Here is a 21,305-nt window from a genome sequence, read left to right as displayed (position 1 = left end):
GTCGTCCCGAGGGCGGACGACCCTCGGCCGGGTGGGCGCGCGCGCCCCTCACGGGGTGCCACACTTGTCGCGACGAGTCCGACCCCGTGCTCGTCGACCCCGGCCTGATCCCTGCCGGAGCACCGAGAGCTGCCACGGACCGACGTCGTTCCCGAGCACCTGCCCCGACCGACATCGATCCACCGAAGGAACCGCGCCATGTCCTCCCTCCTGCCCCGCGACTCCTCGCGCCTGGGCGAGCTCCGGGCCCTCCTGTTCGACCTCGACGGCGTGCTCACGCCGACCGCCGAGGTGCACATGCGGGCCTGGTCGCGCCTCTTCTCCGAGTGGTTCGCCGCCCACGACCTCGGCCCGTACACCGACGCCGACTACTTCGAGCACGTCGACGGGCGACCGCGCTTCGACGGCGTCCGCGCCATGCTCGCCGCCCGCGGCGTCACCCTGCCCGAGGGCCACGACGACGACAGCCCCGACACCGAGACCGTGCGCGGCCTCGGCAACCGCAAGAACGCGGTCTTCGCCGCCGAGCTCGCCGAGAACGGCGTCGAGCCCTACCCGGGCAGCGTCGCCTTCCTCGACCGGGCCATCGCGCTCGGCGTGCACGTCGCCGTCGTCTCGAGCTCGCGCAACGCCGTGCCCGTGCTCGAGGCCGCCGGCCTCCGCGACCGCTTCGAGGTCGTCGTCGACGGCGCCGTCGCCGCGGCCGAGGGCATCGCCGGCAAGCCCGCCCCCGACACCTACCTCGAGGGCGCCCGCCGCCTCGGCCTCACCGCGGAGGACTGCGTCGTCGTCGAGGACGCCACCTCCGGCGTCGAGGCCGGGAGGCGCGGGTCGTTCGGCCTCGTCCTGGGCGTCGACCGCGGGGCCGGCCACGAGGCCCTGCTCGCCTCGGGCGCCGACGTGGTCGTCGACGACCTCGGCGACGTGGTCGACGCGCTCGGCGCGACCCGCGACTCCACCGGCTCCGGCAGCGCCGGCGACACGACCAGCAGCGACACGACCAGCAGCGACGCGGAGGACCCCTCGTGAACACCATCACCACCGACCCGCTCGACCGGCACCGCTTCCCGGTCGACGAGTGGGCGCTCGTCGAGGACGAGTACGTGCAGGGCGACGAGGGCGTCACCGAGACGATCTTCGCCGTGGGCAACGGCTACCTGGGCCTCCGCGGCAACCCCGACGAGGGGCGCGGCGGCCACTCGTTCGGCACCTACGTCAACGGCTTCCACGAGACGTGGCCGATCCGCCACGCGGAGGAGGCCTTCGGCTTCGCCCGCGTCGGCCAGACCATCGTCAACGTGCCCGACGCCAAGGTGATCCGCCTCTACGTCGACGACGAGCCGTTCGTGCTCTTCGAGGCCGACATCCTCGACCACACGCGTCGCCTCGACTTCCGCGACGGCGTGCTCACCCGCGACGTCGAGTGGCGCACCCCCTCGGGCAAGCGCGTGCTCGTCACGAGCCGTCGCCTGGTCAGCTTCGAGGACCGCCACCTCGCGATCATCGAGTACGAGGTGACGGTGCTCGACGCCGACGCGTCGCTGCTCATCTCGAGCCAGATCCTCAACCGACAGGACATGGGCGACGAGTACCACGCGGGCATGCGCGCCGCGGCCGGCGCCTTCGACCCGCGCCGTGCCGAGGCCTTCGACTCGCGCGTGCTCCAGCCGGTGCTGAAGCGCAACGGCGGCACGCGTGCGGTGCTCGGCTACCGCACGTCGAACTCGGGCATGACCATCGCGGTCGGCGCCGACCACGTCATGGACACCGAGAACGAGTGGGACGAGTCGTCGTCGATCGACGACGACCTCGCCAAGCACGTGTACCGGGTGCGGGCCAAGGCCGGCGTCTCGACGCGCATCGTCAAGACGATCACCTACCACACCAGCCGCGGCGTGCCCCCGCGCGAGCTCGCCGACCGCTGCGACCGCACCCTCGACCGCGTCGCCGAGGAGCCGCCGTCGGCGATGTTCGACAAGCAGCGCGCGTGGCTCGACGACTACTGGGCCCGCACCGACGTCGTCGTCGGCGGCCAGCCCGAGGTGCAGCAGGCCGTGCGCTGGAACCTCTTCCAGCTCGCGCAGGCCACGGCGCGCACCGACGGCCAGGGCGTCGCCGCCAAGGGCGTCACCGGCTCGGGCTACGGCGGGCACTACTTCTGGGACACCGAGATCTACGTCCTGCCCTTCCTCACCTACACGGCGCCGAACGTCGCCCGGAACGCCCTGCGCTTCCGCCTCGGCATGCTCGACGCGGCCCGTGACCGGGCGGTCGAGCTGAACCAGCGCGGCGCGCTCTTCCCGTGGCGCACCATCAACGGCCTCGAGTCGTCGGCGTACTACGCCGCCGGCACCGCGCAGTACCACATCGACGCCGACATCAGCCACGCCCTGAGCCAGTACGTCCAGGCGAGCGGCGACCTCGACTTCATCGAGCGCGGCGCCGTCGACATCCTCGTCGAGACCGCTCGGCTCTGGGCCGACCTGGGCTTCTGGCGCTCGAACGGCGACCAGCGGTTCCACATCGACGGGGTCACCGGCCCCGACGAGTACACGACGGTCGTCGACGACAACCTCTACACGAACGTCATGGCGCGCGCGAACCTCCGGGCCGCCGTCCGCTACGTGACCCGCCTTGCCGAGGAGTCGCCCGCCGCCTACTCGAGGATGGTCACCCGCCTCGACCTGGAGGACCACGAGGTCGCCGGCTGGCAGGTCGCCGCCGAGGCGATGGAGATCCCCTACGACGAGCACCGCGGCATCCACCCGCAGGACGCGCAGTTCCTCGACAAGGAGCTGTGGGACCTCGAGTCGACGCCGGCCAGCAAGCGCCCGCTGCTGCTGCACTACCACCCCCTCGTGATCTACCGCTTCCAGGTGCTGAAGCAGGCCGACGTCGTGCTCGCGCTCTTCCTCCAGGGCGACGAGTTCACCGCCGAGCAGAAGCTCCGCGACTTCGAGTACTACGACGCCCTGACGACCGGCGACTCGACCCTCTCGGGCGTCGTGCAGTCGATCATCGCGGCCGAGGTGGGCCACCACCAGCTGTCGCAGCAGTACTTCCTGTCGTCGCTGTACGTCGACCTCGCCGACCTGCACCGCAACACGGCCGACGGCGTGCACGTCGCCTCGACGGGCGGCATCTGGAGCGCGCTGGTCAGCGGCTACGGCGGCATGCGCGACTACCTCGGCGACATCACCTTCGACCCGCGCCTGCCCGCCGACTGGGACGAGCTGAGCTTCAAGCTCACCATCCACGGGTCGCGGGTGCGCGTCGACCTCGCGCAGCACGAGATCGTCTTCACGGTCGAGGAGGGCACCGGCGTGAGCGTCGGCGTCCGCGGCGAGCGGGTGGAGGTCGGCGAGCTCCCCGTGCGCGTGGCGCTCGACGACCAGGGGCCCCGCATCACGACGAAGGTGCCGACGACGAGCGACCTGCGCGGCCTGATGCGCGCCGACGGCTCGGTCATCACGGCGTCGATCCCGACGATCAGCATCGACCGGTACGACGACGACGACACGACGTCGTAGCGGCGGGTCGTCGTCCTCCCGGGCGGGCGGGCGCTGACCGGCACGCGAGGACACGCACCCGCCGGGGGCTGGCGGTGGCCCGAGCCACGGCTGCTCCGCGACCGAGGCGGCCCGGGCCCGGGGCCGGCGGGAGGTGCTGGCCCGGATCTCTCATCCACTCCGGAGTGGATGAGCGATGCTGGCGGGTCTCCCGAGGTCGCGTCGAGGGCTGGGCCCGCGGTGCGGATCGGTCCCTGCCGATCGCGGCCCCGTGCGCCGATGCCTCCGTGGAAGCGGAGCCCTGCTTAGAAGGGCCCGGCCGCCGAGGCGATCGCCTGGAAGAGCGCCGTCGTGTCGGCGTCGCGCTTCTTGACGCTCGCGCCGATCGTGCCGGCGGGGGAGTGCACCTCGCCGGTCACGCGGATGCCCTGGTCGGTCGGCGTGAACACCAGGCGCACGACGTCGCGGTCGCTCGCCGTCGCGCTGCGGCGCAGCAGCTCGGCGCCCTCCTCGTCGGCCGAGGTGACGCTGAAGCCGGGCGTCGACTGCACGGCCCGGCGCACGAGCCCCGGCAGCAGCGCGGCCGGGAGCTTCAGCTCGAGGGAGGCGCGGGTCACGTCGGGGTCGCCGGTCACGATCTGCGGTGCACGTTCGTCAGCCATGGGCCGAGGCTACGGCACGGCGTCGGGGCCGCGCGCTGCCGGGCCGCGGCGGTCGCCGACTCCGCTCGCGCTCACGCTCGTGCCCGCGCATGATCTCGCGCTCAGTCCCCGACCTCGTCCTCGCAGTCGAGCCCGCGCGCGATGAGGCCGCGGTAGTCGTCGCACTTCGCGGTGAGCACGCCGAGGTCGGCCCGGAGCTGCGCCATCTGCTGCTCGATCGCGGTCACCTGGGCCTCGAGCAGGGCCAGCCGAACGGGGTGCGTCGCGAGCTCGCCCCGGCCCGCCTGCACGAAGGCGCGCACGTCCGCGACGGGCATGCCCGTCCGCCGGAGCGCCTGGACGAGCCGGACGAACCGCACGGCGGCCGGGCCGTACCGGCGTCGACCGTCGCCGCTCCGCCCGACGAGGGGGAGCAGACCCTCCCGTTCGTACCAGCGCAGGGCGTCGACGCTGAGGCCGGTCGCCTCGGCGACGCGACCGATGCCGACCGGGGCGACCCGCGCCTCCTCGAGGACGTCATCGAGGTCGGCCGCGTCGTGGGCGCGACCCGCCTCGCCGTCGAGGGGACGGAGCGGGGGAGGCGTCGCGAGCGTCATCGTCACAGGGTACGTCCGTCCTCCCAGCGGCCCGAGGCCCGTGCGCCCCCGGCGTCGGCGGCGGAGGCGGGCGAGGCCGCCGCGGCCGCCTGCGAGTCCGCCCCCGGTCGCAGGTCGAGGACGAACCTGTAGCGCACGTCGTTGTGGGCGAGGCGGTCGAGGGCCTCGGCGAGCCGGGCGGCCGGCAGCACCTCGACGTCGGCGACGACGCCGTGCTCGGCCGCGAAGTCGAGCATCGCCTGGGTGTCGGCCCGGCCGGCGCTGCCCGAGGCGGTCAACGACCGGTGGGGCAGCAGGCTCATCGCCGAGACGCTGTACTGCGGCGGGATGCCGAGCATGCAGAGGGTGCCGCCGCGGCGCAGCGTCTCGAGGTACGGCGACGGGTCGTGGTCGCCCGAGGCGGTGTCGACGACGAGGTCGAAGCGCCGGGCGGCGGCCGCCATGGCCGCGGGGTCGGTCGACACGACGACCTCGACGGCGCCGAGCGCGAGGGCGTCGGACCGCTTGCGCGGCGACGTCGTGAAGACGGAGACCTCGGCGCCCCGGGCGACGGCGAACTTGACCGCGAGGTGGCCCAGGCCGCCCAGCCCGACGACGCCGACCCGGTCGCCGGGCCCCACGCCCGCCCGGGCGAGCGGGGCCCAGGTCGTCACGCCCGCGCACATCAGCGGGGCGACGGCCGCCGGGTCGAGGCCCGCGGGCAGGTGGTAGGCGAACGACTCGCGGACGACGTACTCGCCCGACCAGGCGCCCTGGGTGCGGCTGCCGTCGTGGCGGTCGCGCCCGCCGTAGGTGAGGGTCGGGAACTCCACGCAGAGCGACTGCTCGTCGGCGAGGCAGTTCTCGCACGTGCCGCAGGAGTCGACGATGTTGCCGACGGCGACCGGGTCGCCGACGGCGAAGCCGGTGACGGCCGGGCCGACGGCGACGACCTCGCCGACGAACTCGTGGCCCGGCACGAGCGGCAGCTGGCCGGGCCCGGCCTGCTCGAGGGCGTGCAGGTCGCTGTGGCACACGCCGCAGAAGTCGACCCGCACGGCGAGGTCGTCGGGGCGGAGGTCGCGGCGGTCGAGCGCGACCTCCTGCAGCGGGGCGCCGGGGGCGAGCAGGGCGTGGGCGGTCGTGGTCCTCATGGGTCGACCGTAGGAGCTGGAGTGCACTCCAGCGCAAGGGCCACCGCCCCTAGGGTGGGCGCATGAAGAGTCTGTACTACGCGGGCCAGGAGCTGGTCGTGACCGACGAGCTGGCCGAGGTGCTGCTGGCCGCGGCGATGGAGTTCAGCGACGACGACCGCACCTTCCGCGTGCCGGTCGCCTGCCGCCTCGAGGGCGTGGCCCACATGGCGCAGCTGCTGCTCGGCCCGGGCATCCCGCTGCTCGTCGTCGACGCGCCCGACGACGTCGAGCCGGCCGCCGGGTCGGAGTCGTCGGCGGCCTTCATCGTCGAGCTGACCGAGAGCCTCGTCGACGAGGACTGAGCCCCAGGGCGTCGCGACCGCTGACGGGTCGCGCCGCCGTCAGCTGGCTCCCCGTCCCCGGGCCTAGCCTCGGGGCATGTCCGTGCGCCTGGAGACCCCCGTCGAGCCCGCCTCCGCGGGGATGCCGCCCCGCGCCTCCTCGGGGTGGTCCGCCCTCGCCGGCGTCGTCTCGTTCGTGGCCTGGGCCGGCGCCGCCGAGGCGGCCGCCGTCGTCACCGGGCCCGGGGGCAGCCCGCTGCTCGCCGTCGGCTCCGCCGTGATCGACCTCGCGCCGGCCGCCGCCAAGGACACGATGGTGGGCCTGTTCGGCACCGGCGACAAGGTCGCCCTCGGCGTGCTGATGGCCGTGGTGCTCGTCATCGTCACGGGCCTCGCCGGCGTCGCCGAGCAGCACCGCCCGCCGCTCGGCCGTGTCGTCTTCGGCGTCGGCGGGGCCCTCGCGGTCGCCGCGGTGCTCACCCGGGCCGGCAGCGGCAGCCTCGACGCGGCCCCGGCCGTGATCGGCACGGTGGTGGCGGTCGTGGTGCTGCCCGGCCTGCTCCGACGGCTGTGGCGCTGGCGCCTCTCGACCACCCCCGGCTGGGCCGCCGCGACCGAGCCCACGCCGCCGCTCGGCGGAGCCCCGGTCGAGCGCCGCAGCTTCCTCACCGCGATCGGGCTCACGAGCGCCGTCGCGGTCGTCGTGGGCGCCGGCGCCCGCGTGATCAACGCGGGCCGCGCCGACGTCGCGGCCCTGCGCGACGGCATCGCCCTCCCGGAGGCGGCCGTCACCGCCGAGCCCGTGCCGGCTGGCGCCTCCCTCGACGTGCCCGGCATCACGCCCTACGTGACCTCGAACGAGGACTTCTACCGCATCGACACGGCTCTCCGCGTGCCCTCGATCGACCCCGCCGAGTGGAGCCTGCGCATCCACGGCCTCGTCGAGAACGAGATCGTCGTCTCGTTCGACGAGCTGCTCGCCCTGCCCCTCGAGGAGCACCTCGCCACCCTCAGCTGCGTGTCGAACGAGGTCGGCGGCGACCTGATCGGCACCGCCCTCTGGCTCGGCCACCCGATCCGCACCCTGCTCGCCCGGGCCGTGCCGACGGCGGGCGCCGACATGGTGCTCTCCACCAGCGAGGACGGCTTCACTGCGGGCACCCCGCTCGACGTGCTCACCGACGAGGGCACCGACGCCCTGCTCGCCGTGGGCATGAACGGGCAGCCCCTGCCGCAGGAGCACGGCTTCCCCGTGCGCATGGTCGTGCCGGGCCTCTTCGGCTACGTCTCGGCGACGAAGTGGGTCGTCGACCTCGAGGTCACCCGCTTCGCCGACGCCGAGGGGTACTGGACGCCCCGCGGCTGGGACGCCCTCGGCCCGGTCAAGCTGGAGTCGCGGGTCGACGTGCCGGCGTCGGGCACGTCGGTCGACGCCGGCACCGTGCCGATCGCGGGCGTGGCGTGGCACCCGCACACGGGCGTCGCGCGCGTCGAGGTGCAGATCGACGAGGAGCCGTGGGTCGACGCCCAGCTCGCGGACTCCGTCTCGGCGGACACCTGGGTGCAGTGGGTGCACCGCTGGGAGGCGACGAGCGGGCGGCACACCGTGAGGGTCCGGGCGACCGGCGCCGACGGCGAGGTGCAGCGGGAGGCCCGCATGGCCCCCGCCCCGAACGGCGCCGAGGGCTGGGACGAGCACCAGGTCACGGTGCGCTGAGACCACCGCTCACCGAGCCGGGCCAGCGCGGCGCTCGTCGGGCTCGTCGGGCCCGGCGCTCGTCGGGCCCGCCGCCCGGCCCGCGCGCTACGCGACGACCCCGAGCGCGAACGGGAGCACCGCGGAGGCACCCGCCCGACGGAGCTCGCGCCCCGCGACGGTGACCGTCCACCGGCTGTCGACGAGGTCGTCGACGAGCAGCACGGGCCCGGGCGTGGCCGCCAGGGCCGCGGCGAGCTCGGGGCCGACCTCCACCGACCCCCACACGTCGGCGAGGCGGTAGACGCTGTTGCCGCCGCCGCGCGGGGCGTCGGACGAGCGCTGGCGGGTCGGCGTCAGCTGGCCGAGCACGGGCAGCCGCCCGACGTGGCCGAGGGCCTCGCCCAGCGAGGCCACGAGCTGCGGGTGCCCCTGCGACGGCATCACGACGATGCCGACGGGCCGCTCGGCCCAGCCCCAGTCGGCCAGCACCCGGACGCAGCCGTCGACGAGCGCCCGCGTGACGGGCTGGTCGGGCGTCGACGGCGCGAACACCTCCCGGAGCGTCGTGCCCCAGCCGAGGTCGGTGAGGCGCGCGAGGGCCCGCCCCTGCTCGACGCGCTCGTCGGGCGCGATCTTGCCCTTGGCGGGCACGCCGGCCCGGTCGGCGCCGGTGGGCCACTGCGCCCGCGGCTCGACCTCGACGCCCACGCGGTCGAGCGAGCTGGCGGCCGACGCGGCCGCGTCGCTCGTCACGTCGCTCGGGTACCAGGGGCCCGCACAGACGTCGCACCGGCCGCACGGCACCGCGGCGGGGTCGTCGAGGTCGAGCTGGAGCATCTGCATGCGGCAGGTGGCGCCCTCCTCGTAGCGGATCATCGACTCCTGCTCGGCGAGCCGGGCGGTCGCGATCCGGTCGTACCGCTCGCGGTCGTAGACCCACGGCCGCCCGGTCGAGACCCAGCCGCCCTGCACGCGGTGCACGGCGCCGTCGACGTCGAGCACCTTGAGCAGCAGCTCGAGCGGGGTGCGCTTGATGTCGACCCGCGCCTCCAGCGCCGGCGTCGAGAGCGGCGTCTCGCCCAGCTCAGCGAGCACGGCGCTCGCGCGCGCCTCGGAGGGCATCGACGCCGTCGCGAAGTACTGCCAGATCTCGCGGTCCTCGCGCCCGGGCAGCAGCAGCACGTCGGCGTTGTCGGTCGCGCGCCCGGCGCGGCCGATCTGCTGGTAGTAGGCGACCGGCGACGACGGCGCGCCGAGGTGCACCACGAAGCCGAGGTCGGGCTTGTCGAAGCCCATGCCGAGCGCGCTCGTCGCGACGAGCGCCTTGAGGTCGTTGGTCTTGAGGCGATGCTCGAGCTGCTCGCGCTCTTCCGGGTCGGTGCGGCCGGTGTACGAGCGGACGTCGTGGCCGGCCTCGCGCAGCAGCCGGGCGGTGTCGTCGGCCGCCGAGATGGTCAGCGTGTAGATGATGCCGCTGCCCGCGAGGTCGCCCAGGTGGGCGAGCAGCCAGCCGAGCCGGTCGCGCGAGGTGGGCAGGTCGAGCACCCCCAGCCGCAGGGAGGCGCGGGCCAGCGAGCCACGGATCGTCAGGACCGAGGTCTCCGGCCCCTCGGTCAGCTGCTCCTCGACGTCGGCCACGACGCGCTCGTTCGCGGTGGCCGTCGTGGCGAGGACGGGCACGCCGGCCGGCAGCGTGCGGATGAGCTCGGCGAGGCGCCGGTAGTCGGGGCGGAAGTCGTGCCCCCAGTCGCTGATGCAGTGCGCCTCGTCGACGACGAGCATGCCGAGCCGGTCGACCAGCAGCGGCAGCTGCTCGTCGCGGAACCTCGGGTTGTTGAGGCGCTCCGGCGACACGAGCAGCACGTCGACCTCGTCGGCGAGCAGCGCCTGCTGCACGTCGGCCCACTCGTGGGCGTTCGCCGAGTTGAGGGCCACCGCCCGCACGCCGGCCCGGGCGGCCGCGGCCACCTGGTCGCGCATCAGCGCGAGCAGCGGCGAGACGAGCAGGGCGGGCCCCGTGCCGCGACGGCGCAGCAGCAGGGTGGCGATGAAGTAGACCGCGGACTTGCCCCAGCCGGTGCGCTGCACGACGAGCGCGCGTCGGCGGTCGGCGACGAGGGCGCGGATCGCCTCGAGCTGGCCGTCGTGGAAGACGGCGTCGTCACGCCCGGTCAGGCGTCGCAGCAGCTCGAGGGCCTCGGCGTCGACGTCGGTCACGGCGGGGGCGGCGGTGTCGGTCATCGGGCCATGGTGCCACGCACCACCGACCCTGCCGGCCCCGGCCCGGCCGACGCCGGCCTCAGGGGGCGGCGGGCGCCTCCGGCACGACGACGAGCTCGAGGTGGTCGCGCAGCTGCCCCGGCACGTCGACCTCGTCGGGCGCGAGCAGCCACTGCAGCTGCAGGCCGTCCCAGAGGGCGACGAGGGCGGTCGCGGCGCGGTCGGGGTCGACGCCGGGCCGCAGGAGCCCGGCCGCCTCGAGCCCGCGGAAGGCGTCGCCGAACTCGCGACGGAGCCCGGCGAGGCGGGCGGAGACGTAGTCGCGGCCCGGGTTGCCCGCCGTGACGGCCTCGCCCGAGAGCACCGCGTAGAGCTCGACGACCCCCGGCACGGACTCGTTCGCGCGGGCCTGCCGCACGACGGCCTCGACCATCGAGCCCTCGGCGGGCGTCGCCGGCATCGGCCCCGCCGAGACCTCGTCGCGGCGCGCGAGGACGGCGAGCAGCAGGTGGCTCTTGGTGGGGAAGTAGTGCAGCAGGCTCGTCTGGCTCATGCCGACGACGTCGGCGACCTTCTGCAGCGAGCCCCCCGCGTAGCCGTGGGCCGCGAACACCTCGAACGCGGCCGCGACGATCGCGGCCCGGCGCTCCGCCGACTTGGCGTACGGGCCCCGGCGAGCCCGCGGGGCGTCGGCGCTGCCCGGCGCGGCGGCGGGGTCGGCGGGCGAGGCGGTCATGCGGGGCAGCTTACGACGCCCGGCGACGTGCCCCGTGAATTTCGAGCGACCACTCGACACTGTGTTAGCGTCGTCGCGTCCCGCCCACGTCGCCGGGGGCCCGCGCCTGCGCCCCGGTCGTCGTCGACGGCCGCCCCGCCCGCCCCCCTCAGCACGGTCGACGCCCTCCCGCGGCGGCCCCGGAAGGACTCGTCCCGTGACGACCACCGCCTCGTACCTCACCGACACGGGCCCCGGCACGGGCCTCCGCAGCCCCGCCCGCTCCGCGCTGCACACCGACGCCCCGACCGTCTCGCTCGACGGCGAGTGGGCCTTCCGCCTGCTGGCCGGCGCGCCCGGCACGCCCGGCGGCCGGGGCGTCCTGCCCGAGGGCGAGGGCCCGACGGACTTCGCCGCGGTCGACCACGACGACTCCGGCTGGGAGACCATCGCGGTGCCGTCGCACTGGGTGCTGACCGGCGACGGCGAGCGCGGCCTGCCGATCTACACCAACGTGCAGTTCCCCTTCCCGACCGAGCCGCCCGCCGTGCCCGACGCGAACCCGACGGGCGACCACCGCCGCCGCTTCACGCTGCCCGCGAGCTTCGCCGGCGCCGAGCGCGTGCTGCTCCGCTTCGAGGGCGTCGAGTCCCGCTACGTGGCCTGGGTCAACGGCGTCGAGGTCGGCATGGGCGTCGGCAGCCGCCTCGCGCAGGAGTTCGACGTCACCGACGTCGTCCGCCCCGGCGAGAACGTCGTCGCGGTGCGCGTGCACCAGTGGTCGGCGTCGAGCTACGTCGAGGACCAGGACCAGTGGTGGCTGCCCGGCATCTTCCGCAGCGTCACGCTGCAGGCGCGGCCGGTCGGCGGCCTCGACGACGTCTGGCTGCAGACGCCGTGGCACGGCGCCGCCGGCGAGCCCGAGGGAGGCGCATCGATCGTCGCCGAGGTCACGGCCGGCCCCGCGGCCTGGCCGGTGGTGCTCGCGGTGCCCGAGCTGGGCGTCGAGGTGACCTGGTCGTCGCCCGCCGACGTCGCCCCGGTCGAGATCGCCGACGGCGTCGCGCCGTGGAGCGCCGAGACGCCCCGCCTGTACGACGCCACGGTGACGAGCGCCGGGGGAGCGGAGACGATCTCGCTCCGCCTCGGCTTCCGCACCGTCCGCGTCGACGGCGACCTCTTCACCGTCAACGGCCGCCGCGTCGTGTTCCACGGCGTGAACCGGCACGAGACGCACCCCGACCGCGGCCGCGTGTTCGACGAGGCGTGGTCGCGCCGCGACCTCGAGCAGATGAAGCGGCACAACGTGAACGCGATCCGCACGTCGCACTACCCGCCGCACCCGCGCCTCCTCGACCTGGCCGACGAGTACGGCTTCTGGGTCGTGCTCGAGAACGACCTCGAGACGCACGGCTTCGAGCGCGGCGCCTGGGTCGGCAACCCCAGTGACGACCCGGCCTGGCACGACGCCCTGGTCGACCGGATGGTGCGCACGGTCGAGCGCGACAAGAACCACCCGTCGATCGTGATGTGGTCGCTCGGCAACGAGGCGGGCACGGGTCAGAACCTCGCCGCGATGGCCGCGTGGACCCACGCCCGCGACGCCGGCCGCCCGGTGCACTACGAGGGCGACTACACGGGCGCCTACACCGACGTCTACTCGCGCATGTACTCGTTCGTCGACGAGACGCGCGCGATCGGCGCCGGCGACGAGAGCGTGCCCCTGCTCGGCACCACGGCGGCGGAGGCGGCCCGCCAGCGCTCGAAGCCGTTCCTCCTCTGCGAGTACGTCCACGCGATGGGCAACGGCCCCGGCGCGATCGACGAGTACGAGGACCTCGTCGACGAGTTCCCCCGCCTGCACGGAGGCTTCGTCTGGGAGTGGCGCGACCACGGCATCCGCACGCGGGCGGCCGACGGCACCGAGTTCTTCGGCTACGGCGGCGACTTCGGCGAGGTGGTGCACGACGGCAACTTCGTGATGGACGGCATGGTGCTCAGCGACGACACGGCGTCGCCCGGCCTCGCCGAGTGGGCCCAGGTCGTCACGCCCCTGCGGGTGCGGTTCGAGGCCGTCGAGGGCGGCGGGGCCGTCGTGGTCGTGTCGAACCGGCGGCACTCGGCCGACGCCTCCGACGTGGCCTTCCGCTGGTCGGTCGCCCACGACGGCGTGGAGGCGGCCTCGGGCGTGCTCGACGTCGTCGGCCTCGACGGCGGGGCCCTCGCCGCGGGCGAGGTCGCGCGCCTCGCCCTGCCGGAGGTGCCGGTCGCGGCCCTCGGCGAGACCTGGCTGACGATCGAGGTCGTCACCGTCGCCGACGCGGCCTGGTCCCCGGCCGGCCACGTCGTCTCGACCGCGCAGCTCGACCTCACGCTGCCGGGCTCCGCCCCGGTCGCGTCGGCCGCGCCGCGGCCCACGGTGGCGACGGCCCTCGACACCGCGGCGGGCATCGCCTCCGGTCGGCTCGACCTCGGCCCCGCGAGCTTCGTCGACGGCCGTCTGGTCGCCCTGGCCGGCCGGCCGGTCGACGGGCCCCGCCTCGAGCTGTGGCGCGCCCCCACCGACAACGACCGCGGCCACTGGTGGGCACCTCGTGACCGCGACGCCGACGTCATGCGCGACCGGCACCGCAGCGACCGCTACCTCGAGAGCCTCGAGCCGAGCGCCGAGACGGTCTGGCGCCGCGCCGGCCTCGACCGCCTCACGGGCCGCGTGCTCGCCGTCTCGACGACGCCGACCTCGGTGCAGGTCCGCACGCGCTGGGCGGCGGCCGACGCCGGTCAGGCGGTGACCGTCGACGAGCGCTGGACGCTCGACGGCGACGACGTCTGGCTCGCCCTCGACCTCGTGCCCACCGCGGGCTGGGACGTCACGTGGCCCCGCGTCGGCGTGCGGCTCGACCTGCCCGTCGACGTCGAGCGGGCCTCGTGGTTCGGCACCGGACCGGCCGAGTCGTACCCCGACTCGCGGCACGCCGCCGTCGTCGGCCGCTTCGAGTCGGCGGTCGACGACCTCGTCGTCGACTACGCGCGCCCGCAGGAGAGCGGCCACCGCAGCGACCTCCGACAGCTCGACCTCGCCACCGCCGAGGGAGGCGCGTGGCTGCGCGTCGAGGCCCTGCCCGACACGGCGGGTCGTCGCCCCGGCTTCACGCTGCGCCGCCACACCGCGCAGCAGGTCGACGCGGCCGCGCACCCGCACGAGCTGCCGGCGCCGACGGCCACGCACCTGTGGCTCGACGCCGCACAGCACGGGCTCGGCTCCCGGGCCTGCGGGCCCGACGTGTCGGCGCCCCACGTGCTGCGCCCCGGCGCGCACGCGCTGCGCCTCCGCCTCAGCGCGCTGGGCTAGCCCGGCAGCCCGGCAGCCCGGCAGCCCGGCAGCCCGGGCGACGCGAGGTCGGTCGGTCGGGACCGTGCACGCCGAGTGGTCACGAACGGCTCGTCCCCCCGTAGGGAGCAGCAGATCGCGACCACTCGGCGGCCGGGCTCAGGAGGCGCGGTGCGCGCGGACGACCACGTCACGCATCGGGCCGCCTCCATGGTGCGCCGAGGTGGCGGCTCGCTCGCGCGCCCCGGCCACCTCGACCTCGAGCCCCTCGCCCTCGATCGCGGCGAGGACGTCGTCGACCGTGAACATGAGGTCACGCCGGTGCGCCATGCGCTCCGGGTCGTCGGTGAGGTCGTGCCCGACGACGAGCAGCGTCCCGCCGGGAGCCACCGCCGCCGCGAGCGCCCGGAAGAGCACGGCCCGCTCCGGGTCGGCGAGGTGCATGAACTGGGCCGAGACGAGGTCGAAGGCGCCCGGCTCGGGTGCCCAGGCCGTGACGTCGTGCTGCTCCCAGGTGATCCGGGCGGCGGCGGCCGGGTCGGTGGCGTCGGCGCGACGGGCGGCCTTGGCGAGCGCCGCCTCCGCGATGTCGGTGCCGGTCACCGTCCAGCCCCGCCGGGCCAGCCAGATCGCGTCGCCGCCCTCGCCGCTGCCGACGTCGAGCGCCCGCCCGGGCGTCAGGTCGACCGTCTCGGCGACGAGCTGGGCGTTGGGCTCGCCGCTCCAGGTGAAGCCCTCCGAGCCGTAGCGCTCCTCCCAGTACGCGCGGTCGAAGACCTCCTGCTCGGGGCGGCCCGGTGCGGGCCCGTCGGCGTCGCCGGACCGGGACGCGACCCCGTGCCGCCGCTCGCCGAGCAGCCGGGCGGTGCCCGCCGACTCGGCGGCCGCGCTGAACGGAGCCCGCCGGGCCGCGACGGCGAGGGCGGTGTCCTCCGCCACGAGGTCGGCGTTCGCGAGGGCGGCCGCCCTCACGCCGGACGCCGCCGCAGCGACCACCTGCATCATCGGGTCGGCGACGTTGCCCGCCAGCCAGAGGCCCGGGACGGTCGTGGCGCCGGTGGCCGGGTCGGACGGCACGACGAGCCCGACGCCCAGCGGGTGGGGCTCCTGCTCGACGCCCAGCCCGGTCAGCAGGTCCGAGTTCACGCGCAGGGCAGCCCCGAGCGCCAGGGCCTCCACCGGGCGGGTGCGCCCCGACGCGAGCTCGACCCCGCTCATCCGGTCGTCGGTGACGAGCACCCGGGTGACGGCTCCCGTCACGACACCGATGCCCCGCGCGGCGAGCTGCTCCCACTCCTCCTCCGTGGGCTCCACCGCGTCGTTGAGGAACAGCACCACGCGATCGCTCCACTGCCGGAAGAGCAGGGCCTGGTGCACCGACAGCGGCCCGCCGCCGAGCACGCCGATCAGCCGGTCGCGCACCTCCCAGCCGTGGCAGTACGGGCAGTGCACGGCGTCCCGGCCCCACCGCTCGGCGAGGCCGGCCACGGGCGGCAGCTGGTCGGTGACACCGGTCGTGACGACGACCCGCCGGGCGAGGACGGTCTCGACCCGGCCGCCCGCGTGCGTGACGGACGCCCGGAAGCGGGCCGCGACTCCCGGGGCCGGCTCGACGCGGTCGAGGGCCGTGACCGTCCCGGCACCGACCTCGCCGCCGTGGGACTCGACCTCGGCGCGGCCGAGGCGCGTCAGCTCGGCGGGGGCGATCCCGTCGCGGGTGAGGAAGCCGTGCACGCCCGCGGCGGGGGCGTTCCGGGGCTCGCCCGCGTCGACGACGACGACGTCGCGGCGGGCGCGGGCGAGCGTGAGGCCCGCGCTGAGCCCGGCGGCGCCGCCGCCGACGACGAGCACGTCGCGGACCACGTCGGGGGCGTCACCGGCGTGACCGGCGTCACGGGCAGGGTCGGGGGAGCCGCTCGGGGCGGGGGTGCTGTGGTCGTTCGTCATGGTGGTGACCTCCTGCCTCGATGGTCGCCCCGCGCCTCCGTCGGTGACAAGCTCTCTTGCCGAAGTGGCAAGATGCGGGCATGGACACGCACCGACACGGCCCGACCGCCCCCGCCCCGGCCGACGACACCGACGCCGTCCTCGCCGGGGTCGGCCCGCGCCTCCGCGCCCTGCGCACCGCCCGGAACGCGACCCTCGACCAGCTCTCCGCCGAGACGGGCATCTCGGTCAGCACCCTGTCGCGCCTCGAGTCGGGGCAGCGCCGCCCCGCGCTCGAGCTGCTGCTGCCGCTCGCCCGGGTGCACGGGGTGCCGCTCGACGAGCTCGTCGGCGCGCCGGAGACGGGCGACCCGCGGGTGCACCTCAAGGCCGTCGCCTGGCGCGGCGGGTCGATCCTGCCGCTGTCGCGCGGGGGGAGCGGCCTGCAGGCGTTCAAGCACGTCATCCCGGCGTCGGTGCCGGAGGGCACTCCCGAGCTGCGCACGCACGACGGCTGGGACTGGCTCTACGTGCTGAAGGGCCGGCTCCGCGTGGTGCTCGGCGAGCACGACCTCGTGCTGCCCGCGGGCGAGGCGGCCGAGTTCGACACCCGCACGCCGCACTGGTTCGGCCGGGTGGGGCCCGGCGACGTCGAGTTCCTCAGCCTCTTCGGCCGCCAGGGCGAGCGCATGCACGTCCGGGCGGCGCCGCCCGGCCGCTTCGAGTAGCGTCCTGCCCGTGACCGACCACCGCCCGGCCGACGCCCGGAGCCCCGAGCCGACCGCCCGCCCGCTGCACGTCCTCGTCCTGCCCGGCGGGGGCTACCAGCACCTCGCCGACCACGAGGGCGAGCCGGTGGCCGAGTGGCTGCGGTCTCTCGGGCACAGCGCGGAGGTCGTCCGGTACCCGCTCGACACGCGGCACCCCGGCCCCCTCGAGCACGTGCGCAGGGCCGTCCGGGCCGCCCGGGGGGCTGGCCACGAGCGCGTCGGCCTGCTCGGCTTCTCCGCCGGCGGCCACGCCGCGGGCCTCGCTGCCCTCGCTCCCGGAGCCACGGGGGAGGCGCGGGTGGACCTGGTCGTGCTCGCCTACCCGGTCGTCTCCATGCGCACGCCCACCCACGGCGGCTCGCGCGCGGCGCTGATCGGCCTCGACGCCCCAGACGACCTCCGGGCCGCGACGTCGCTCGACGCCCTGGTGACCCGCGACTCCCCACCGACCTTCGTGTGGCACACCGCCGACGACGAGACGGTGCCCGTCGAGCACGCGTACCTGATGGGGGCGGCCCTCGCCGAGGCCGGAGTGCCGCACGCCCTGCACGTCTACGCCTCGGGCCGGCACGGCCTCGGGCTCGCCGAGGGCGCCGGGCCCGCCGCGGCGTGGACCCGCGACTGCGCCGAGTGGCTCGACGACCAGCTCGGGGGGCCGAGCCGGGCCGGCTGACCGCACCGGCCCGTCGAGCTCGGCCCGCCCAGCTAGCCCGACCCCGACCTGCCCGCCGCTACGGGACGATGACGGCCCGGCCGCGCACCGTGCCGGCCGCGAGCGCCTCGTAGGCCGACGGGGCGTCGTCGAGCGAGTAGCGCTGCGTCTCGACGCTCACCCGACCGGCGCGCGCGAGGTCGAGCACCTCTATCAGCTCGCTGCGGCTGCCCCAGTAGGGCACCCGCACGGCCGCGTCGTACGCGATCGAGCCGAAGCCGAGCTCGACCGTGCCGCCGCCGATGCCGACGATCGTGACGTCCGCCTCCGTCGCCGCCACCGCGACCGCCGTGGCCATCGTGGGGCGCGCGCCGACGAAGTCGAACACCGCGTTCGCGCCGACGCCGCCGGTGAGGGCGCGGACGGCCTCCGCGGCGTGCTCGTCGCTGATCACGACGTGGTCGGCGCCGACGTGCGTCGCCAGCTCGAGCTTCTCGTCGTTGACGTCGAGGGCGATGACCTGCGCGCCCGAGAGCGCCTTGAGGATCTGGATGCCGACGTGCCCGAGGCCGCCCGTGCCGATGACGACGGCGAAGGTGCCGGCCCCGAGCTTCGGCAGCGACGCCTTGATCGCGTGGTACGGGGTCAGGCCGGCGTCGGTGAGGGAGACGTTCTCCACCGGGTCGAGGTCGCCGAGCGGCACGAGGTGGCGCGGGTCGTCGACGATCATGTACTCGGCCATCGAGCCGGGGGCGCCGAGCCCGGGGGGCTTGATGCCCTCGGCGGCGGCGTTGACGCAGTAGTTCTCCTTGCCCTGCGCGCACTGGTGGCAGCGCCCGCAGCCCCACGGCCCGTAGACGGCGACCGCGTCGCCGACCGAGACGTGCTCGACGCCCTCGCCGAGCTGCTCGACGACGCCCACGCCCTCGTGCCCGAGCGTGAGCGGCAGGGGGTAGCCCTGCGCCGTGTAGTCCTCCTCGGAGAGGCTCATGACGTACTCGTCGCTGTGGCAGACGCCGGCGGCGGTGACGCGGATCAGCACCTGCCCCGGCCCCGGGGAGGGCTTCTCGACCTCGACGACGACGGGGTGCTGACCGACCTGGGTGTACTGGAGTGCCTTCATGGGGTGCACGGTAGACCTGACCGAACCAGGTGGTCCGCCCGATGTGCGACACCTGCAGCCCAAGCTCAGGTGCCCGGGCAGCGGCCTCCGAGCCGCCGCGAGCATGATGGCGGCATGAGAGCGAAGCGCGAGCCCGTCCGCCGTCAGGAGCCCGGCCCGGGCCAGGAGTCCGTCTGGGACTACCCCCGGCCCCCGCGGGTCGAGGCCCGCTCCGAGCGGGTGGTCGTCCGCCTCGGCGGCCAGGTCGTCGCCGACACGACCGCGGCGTACCGGGTGCTCGAGACGAGCCACCCGCCGGTCTGGTACCTGCCGCGCACGGCCTTCACGGAGGGGGCCCTGCAGCCGGCCTCCGGCACGAGCATGTGCGAGTACAAGGGCCGAGCGAAGTACGTCGACGTGGTCGGCGGCGGGGCCCGCGCCTCCTCGGCCGGCTGGACGTACCCGAGCCCGTGGGCGGGCTACGAGGTGCTCGTCGACCACGTCGCGCTCTACCCGGGGCGGATGGACTCGTGCGAGATCGACGGCGAGGTCGTCCAGGCCCAGGAGGGCGACTTCTACGGCGGCTGGATCACGGCGTCGGTCGTCGGCCCGTTCAAGGGCGCGCCCGGCACGATGGGCTGGTAGCGACGCCGGCGACCCCGGCGGCCCCGGCGGCCCCGGCGACGCCGTGCGTGTCGCCGCGTCCGGCGGCTACGGCGTCGTGCGCGCCGTCAGCTCGGCGACGACCACCTCGGCGTCGGCGAACCACGGCGTGTAGTGGTCGGGGTCGGCGTTGACCTGCACGGCGTGGGCGGCCTCGGTGGGCGAGAGCTCCTTCCAGCCGGGGATGCGCACGAGCTTCGTGAAGAACATCGTGGCGGCCGTGTACGGGTCCATCCGCTGCTCGTAGGTGCCCCAGAGCCCGTTGTCGCGCTGCTGGAAGAGCCCTCGGCTGTCGGGGCCGACGTCGTCGCCGTGGTCGATGTTGCGGAGGCTCGACTCGCCCATCGCCGTCATCACGCCGATGGCCTGCGTGTGGGTGCCGATGCCCTGCGCCTTGGCGGCCTCCATGATCCAGGCGGCGTTGACGAGGCGGTCCTGGCAGTAGCCGGCGACGGGGCCGGCGGGCACCGAGATCGTGCCGATCTGCACGGGCGGCACGTCGGGGCAGGTCGGCTGGCTCGTGACCGCGGCGGCGGTCGGCTCGTCACGGGGAGCGCTCAGCGACGACACGACCATCGCGACCGCGACGACGAGCCCGACGGCCCCGAGGCAGAACACGACGGAGGCGGCGATGAGCAGACGGCGCACGGTGCGTCCTCCAGGGGGTCGGGCCAGGGTCGCTCCCGATGCTAGGCGAGACAGCTGGCAGACCGCGGCAGCGCCGGGCGCGGGTCAGCCCACGGGCTGAGCGGCGCGGGCTGGCCCGTCGCTCCGTCTCGTGCCGAACCACGTCCTCGCACCGGAACCACGCCGCGGCGTGGTTCGCCTGCGAAGACGTGGTGCCCGAGCGGCAGGGCGGCGGACGCGCGGGCGCGGGAGGCGCGGGGCAGGGATCGGGGAAGCGCGGGAGGCGCGGGGCAGGGATCGGGGAGGCGCGGGGCAGGGCGGGCGCGGGCGACCGCGGCTCAGAGGAGGTCGGCGCGGTCGGCGAGGTACGCGCCGAGCTCGCGCAGCTCGCCCGGGCCGCGGCCCCAGCGCACGTGCACGGCGTCGCCGACGAGCACGAGGGGCTCGGCCGCACCCGAGCGCAGGGCCTCGGCGTCGGTCCGCACCGGCACGTGGCCGTAGTTGACGACCTCGCCCTCGGCGAACCTCCGCGACGCGGCCCGTCGGGCGTCGCGCCGCTCCTCGACCGAGGCCGACAGGTGCTGCTCGCGCTTGGGCTCGGTGGCGCGGGTGATGGTGCCGGTCGCCCAGACCTGCCCCTCGGGGCTGAGCAGCAGCACCCCGAGGCGCCAGGCCCGGCCCGCCGGCAGCAGCGAGGCCGACGTGTGCACGAGCAGCAGCCGTCGTGACGCCTTCACGGTCGCGAGCGACTCCTGGCGGGCGTCGCGGGCCGCCAGCTCGGCGACCGTGCGGCCGAGCAGCCCGGCCAGTGCCGCGGCCGCGCGCGTGGCCTCGTCGTCGCTCACCGCGCCTCCCTCGGTCGGTGTCGTGCCGTCGGTCGTGCCGTCGTCGGTCGGGTCAGCTGTCGTAGCCGTGGGCGAGGAAGTCCTCGACGAGCTCGACGACGAGGGCGTGGTCGTCGGCCTGGGGCAGGCCCGAGACCCCGACCGAGCCGACCGGGCCGACGCCGCGCACGATGACGGGGAACACCCCGCCGTGGGCGGCGTAGACGCCCGGGTCGAGCCGCGACTTCTCGTCGAAGGTCGAGCCGGCGACGCGGAAGGTCTCGCCGACGCGGTACGAGCTCTGGCCCCAGCGCTCGACGACGCGGGCCTTGCGGTCGAGCCACTCGTCGTTGTCGCGCGAGGTGCCGGGCAGGGCGGCGTGGAAGACGCGCTGCCGGCCCTTCATCACCGCGATCGCCACGGGCAGCTGACGGCGGCGGGCCTCGGCGAGCACGTGGGCGCCGAGGTCGAGGGCGGTCTCGGTCGTGAAGCGGCGGAACGTCAGGCGCTCCTCCTGCTCCTCGAGGGTGCGCAGCAGCGTGTCGTCGGTCAT

At 75.5% G+C, this 21,305-nt stretch carries 18 protein-coding genes; 8 read left to right on the top strand and 10 right to left on the bottom strand.

Annotation, left to right across the window (positions count from 1 at the left end):
- The first annotated feature begins 198 nt into the window (after positions 1-198).
- Together IFT72_RS06005 and IFT72_RS06000 are read left to right on the top strand one after the other, a co-directional pair.
- Positions 199-1,029: an HAD family phosphatase gene (locus IFT72_RS06005; RefSeq protein WP_192045781.1), complete on the top strand. Its 831-nt coding sequence runs from the start codon at positions 199-201 to the stop codon at positions 1,027-1,029.
- A complete protein-coding gene (locus tag IFT72_RS06000) occupies positions 1,026-3,530 on the top strand; it encodes a glycoside hydrolase family 65 protein (RefSeq protein ID WP_192045780.1) in 2,505 nt (834 codons plus the stop codon). The genes IFT72_RS06005 and IFT72_RS06000 overlap by 4 nt, the downstream gene beginning before the upstream one ends.
- A 284-nt stretch (positions 3,531-3,814) precedes the next feature.
- Here the strand turns inward: IFT72_RS06000 and IFT72_RS05995 are convergent, their stop codons facing one another.
- The 3 genes from IFT72_RS05995 to IFT72_RS05985 form a co-directional block, all read right to left on the bottom strand.
- Positions 3,815-4,171, bottom strand: a complete 357-nt coding sequence (locus IFT72_RS05995; RefSeq protein ID WP_056055223.1) for a hypothetical protein — start codon at positions 4,169-4,171, stop codon at positions 3,815-3,817.
- 101 nt (positions 4,172-4,272) lie between these two features.
- Positions 4,273-4,767 carry a MerR family transcriptional regulator gene (locus IFT72_RS05990; RefSeq protein WP_192045779.1) on the bottom strand — a complete coding sequence of 165 codons (495 nt, stop codon included), beginning with the start codon at positions 4,765-4,767 and terminating at the stop codon, positions 4,273-4,275.
- Between the two features lie 2 nt (positions 4,768-4,769).
- Positions 4,770-5,900 carry an NAD(P)-dependent alcohol dehydrogenase gene (locus IFT72_RS05985; RefSeq protein ID WP_192045778.1) on the bottom strand — a complete coding sequence of 377 codons (1,131 nt, stop codon included), beginning with the start codon at positions 5,898-5,900 and terminating at the stop codon, positions 4,770-4,772.
- Between the two features lie 62 nt (positions 5,901-5,962).
- On the opposite strand from IFT72_RS05985, the gene IFT72_RS05980 reads away from it, so the two are divergent.
- A complete protein-coding gene (locus IFT72_RS05980) occupies positions 5,963-6,244 on the top strand; it encodes a hypothetical protein (RefSeq protein WP_185232827.1) in 282 nt (93 codons plus the stop codon).
- 76 nt (positions 6,245-6,320) lie between these two features.
- Positions 6,321-7,940 carry a molybdopterin-dependent oxidoreductase gene (locus IFT72_RS05975; RefSeq protein ID WP_192045777.1) on the top strand — a complete coding sequence of 540 codons (1,620 nt, stop codon included), beginning with the start codon at positions 6,321-6,323 and terminating at the stop codon, positions 7,938-7,940.
- Between the two features lie 87 nt (positions 7,941-8,027).
- On the opposite strand, the gene IFT72_RS05970 is transcribed toward IFT72_RS05975, so the two are convergent.
- Positions 8,028-10,163 (bottom strand): ATP-dependent DNA helicase RecQ, encoded by a 2,136-nt coding sequence (locus IFT72_RS05970; protein WP_185232823.1) that lies wholly within the window; start codon positions 10,161-10,163, stop codon positions 8,028-8,030.
- 58 nt (positions 10,164-10,221) lie between these two features.
- Positions 10,222-10,878 carry a TetR/AcrR family transcriptional regulator gene (locus IFT72_RS05965; RefSeq protein ID WP_185232821.1) on the bottom strand — a complete coding sequence of 219 codons (657 nt, stop codon included), beginning with the start codon at positions 10,876-10,878 and terminating at the stop codon, positions 10,222-10,224.
- Positions 10,879-11,074: 196 nt separating this feature from the next.
- On the opposite strand from IFT72_RS05965, the gene IFT72_RS05960 reads away from it, so the two are divergent.
- Positions 11,075-14,209: a glycoside hydrolase family 2 TIM barrel-domain containing protein gene (locus IFT72_RS05960; protein ID WP_371741187.1), complete on the top strand. Its 3,135-nt coding sequence runs from the start codon at positions 11,075-11,077 to the stop codon at positions 14,207-14,209.
- Positions 14,210-14,347: 138 nt separating this feature from the next.
- Here the strand turns inward: IFT72_RS05960 and IFT72_RS16485 are convergent, their stop codons facing one another.
- Positions 14,348-16,135: an FAD-dependent oxidoreductase gene (locus tag IFT72_RS16485; RefSeq protein ID WP_192045775.1), complete on the bottom strand. Its 1,788-nt coding sequence runs from the start codon at positions 16,133-16,135 to the stop codon at positions 14,348-14,350.
- A gap of 80 nt (positions 16,136-16,215) precedes the next feature.
- On the opposite strand from IFT72_RS16485, the gene IFT72_RS05950 reads away from it, so the two are divergent.
- Both IFT72_RS05950 and IFT72_RS05945 read left to right on the top strand, forming a co-directional pair.
- Complete coding sequence (locus IFT72_RS05950; RefSeq protein ID WP_192045774.1) at positions 16,216-16,842, top strand: helix-turn-helix domain-containing protein; 627 nt, start codon at positions 16,216-16,218, stop codon at positions 16,840-16,842.
- Positions 16,843-16,852: 10 nt separating this feature from the next.
- The gene (locus IFT72_RS05945; RefSeq protein ID WP_192045773.1) at positions 16,853-17,557 is read left to right on the top strand and encodes a prolyl oligopeptidase family serine peptidase; all 705 of its coding nucleotides are present in this window, start codon (positions 16,853-16,855) and stop codon (positions 17,555-17,557) included.
- Between the two features lie 58 nt (positions 17,558-17,615).
- On the opposite strand, the gene IFT72_RS05940 is transcribed toward IFT72_RS05945, so the two are convergent.
- On the bottom strand, positions 17,616-18,659 hold the full coding sequence (locus IFT72_RS05940) for an NAD(P)-dependent alcohol dehydrogenase (RefSeq protein ID WP_192045772.1): 1,044 nt from the start codon (positions 18,657-18,659) through the stop codon (positions 17,616-17,618).
- Positions 18,660-18,773: 114 nt separating this feature from the next.
- Between IFT72_RS05940 and IFT72_RS05935 the strand changes: the two genes are divergently transcribed.
- A complete protein-coding gene (locus tag IFT72_RS05935; protein WP_056055197.1) occupies positions 18,774-19,283 on the top strand; it encodes a DUF427 domain-containing protein in 510 nt (169 codons plus the stop codon).
- Between the two features lie 66 nt (positions 19,284-19,349).
- Here the strand turns inward: IFT72_RS05935 and IFT72_RS05930 are convergent, their stop codons facing one another.
- From IFT72_RS05930 to IFT72_RS05920, 3 genes are all read right to left on the bottom strand, one after another.
- Positions 19,350-19,949, bottom strand: a complete 600-nt coding sequence (locus IFT72_RS05930; protein ID WP_192045771.1) for a hypothetical protein — start codon at positions 19,947-19,949, stop codon at positions 19,350-19,352.
- Positions 19,950-20,266: 317 nt separating this feature from the next.
- Complete coding sequence (locus IFT72_RS05925) at positions 20,267-20,773, bottom strand: hypothetical protein (protein ID WP_192045770.1); 507 nt, start codon at positions 20,771-20,773, stop codon at positions 20,267-20,269.
- 52 nt (positions 20,774-20,825) lie between these two features.
- A complete protein-coding gene (locus IFT72_RS05920) occupies positions 20,826-21,305 on the bottom strand; it encodes a heme-degrading domain-containing protein (RefSeq protein ID WP_056055189.1) in 480 nt (159 codons plus the stop codon).

It is taken from the genome of Frigoribacterium sp. CFBP 8754, assembly GCF_014841815.1.
Classification (GTDB): domain Bacteria; phylum Actinomycetota; class Actinomycetes; order Actinomycetales; family Microbacteriaceae; genus Frigoribacterium; species Frigoribacterium endophyticum.
Note: the sequence above shows the minus strand (reverse complement) of the source record. Positions and strands in the feature narration are given on the sequence as shown.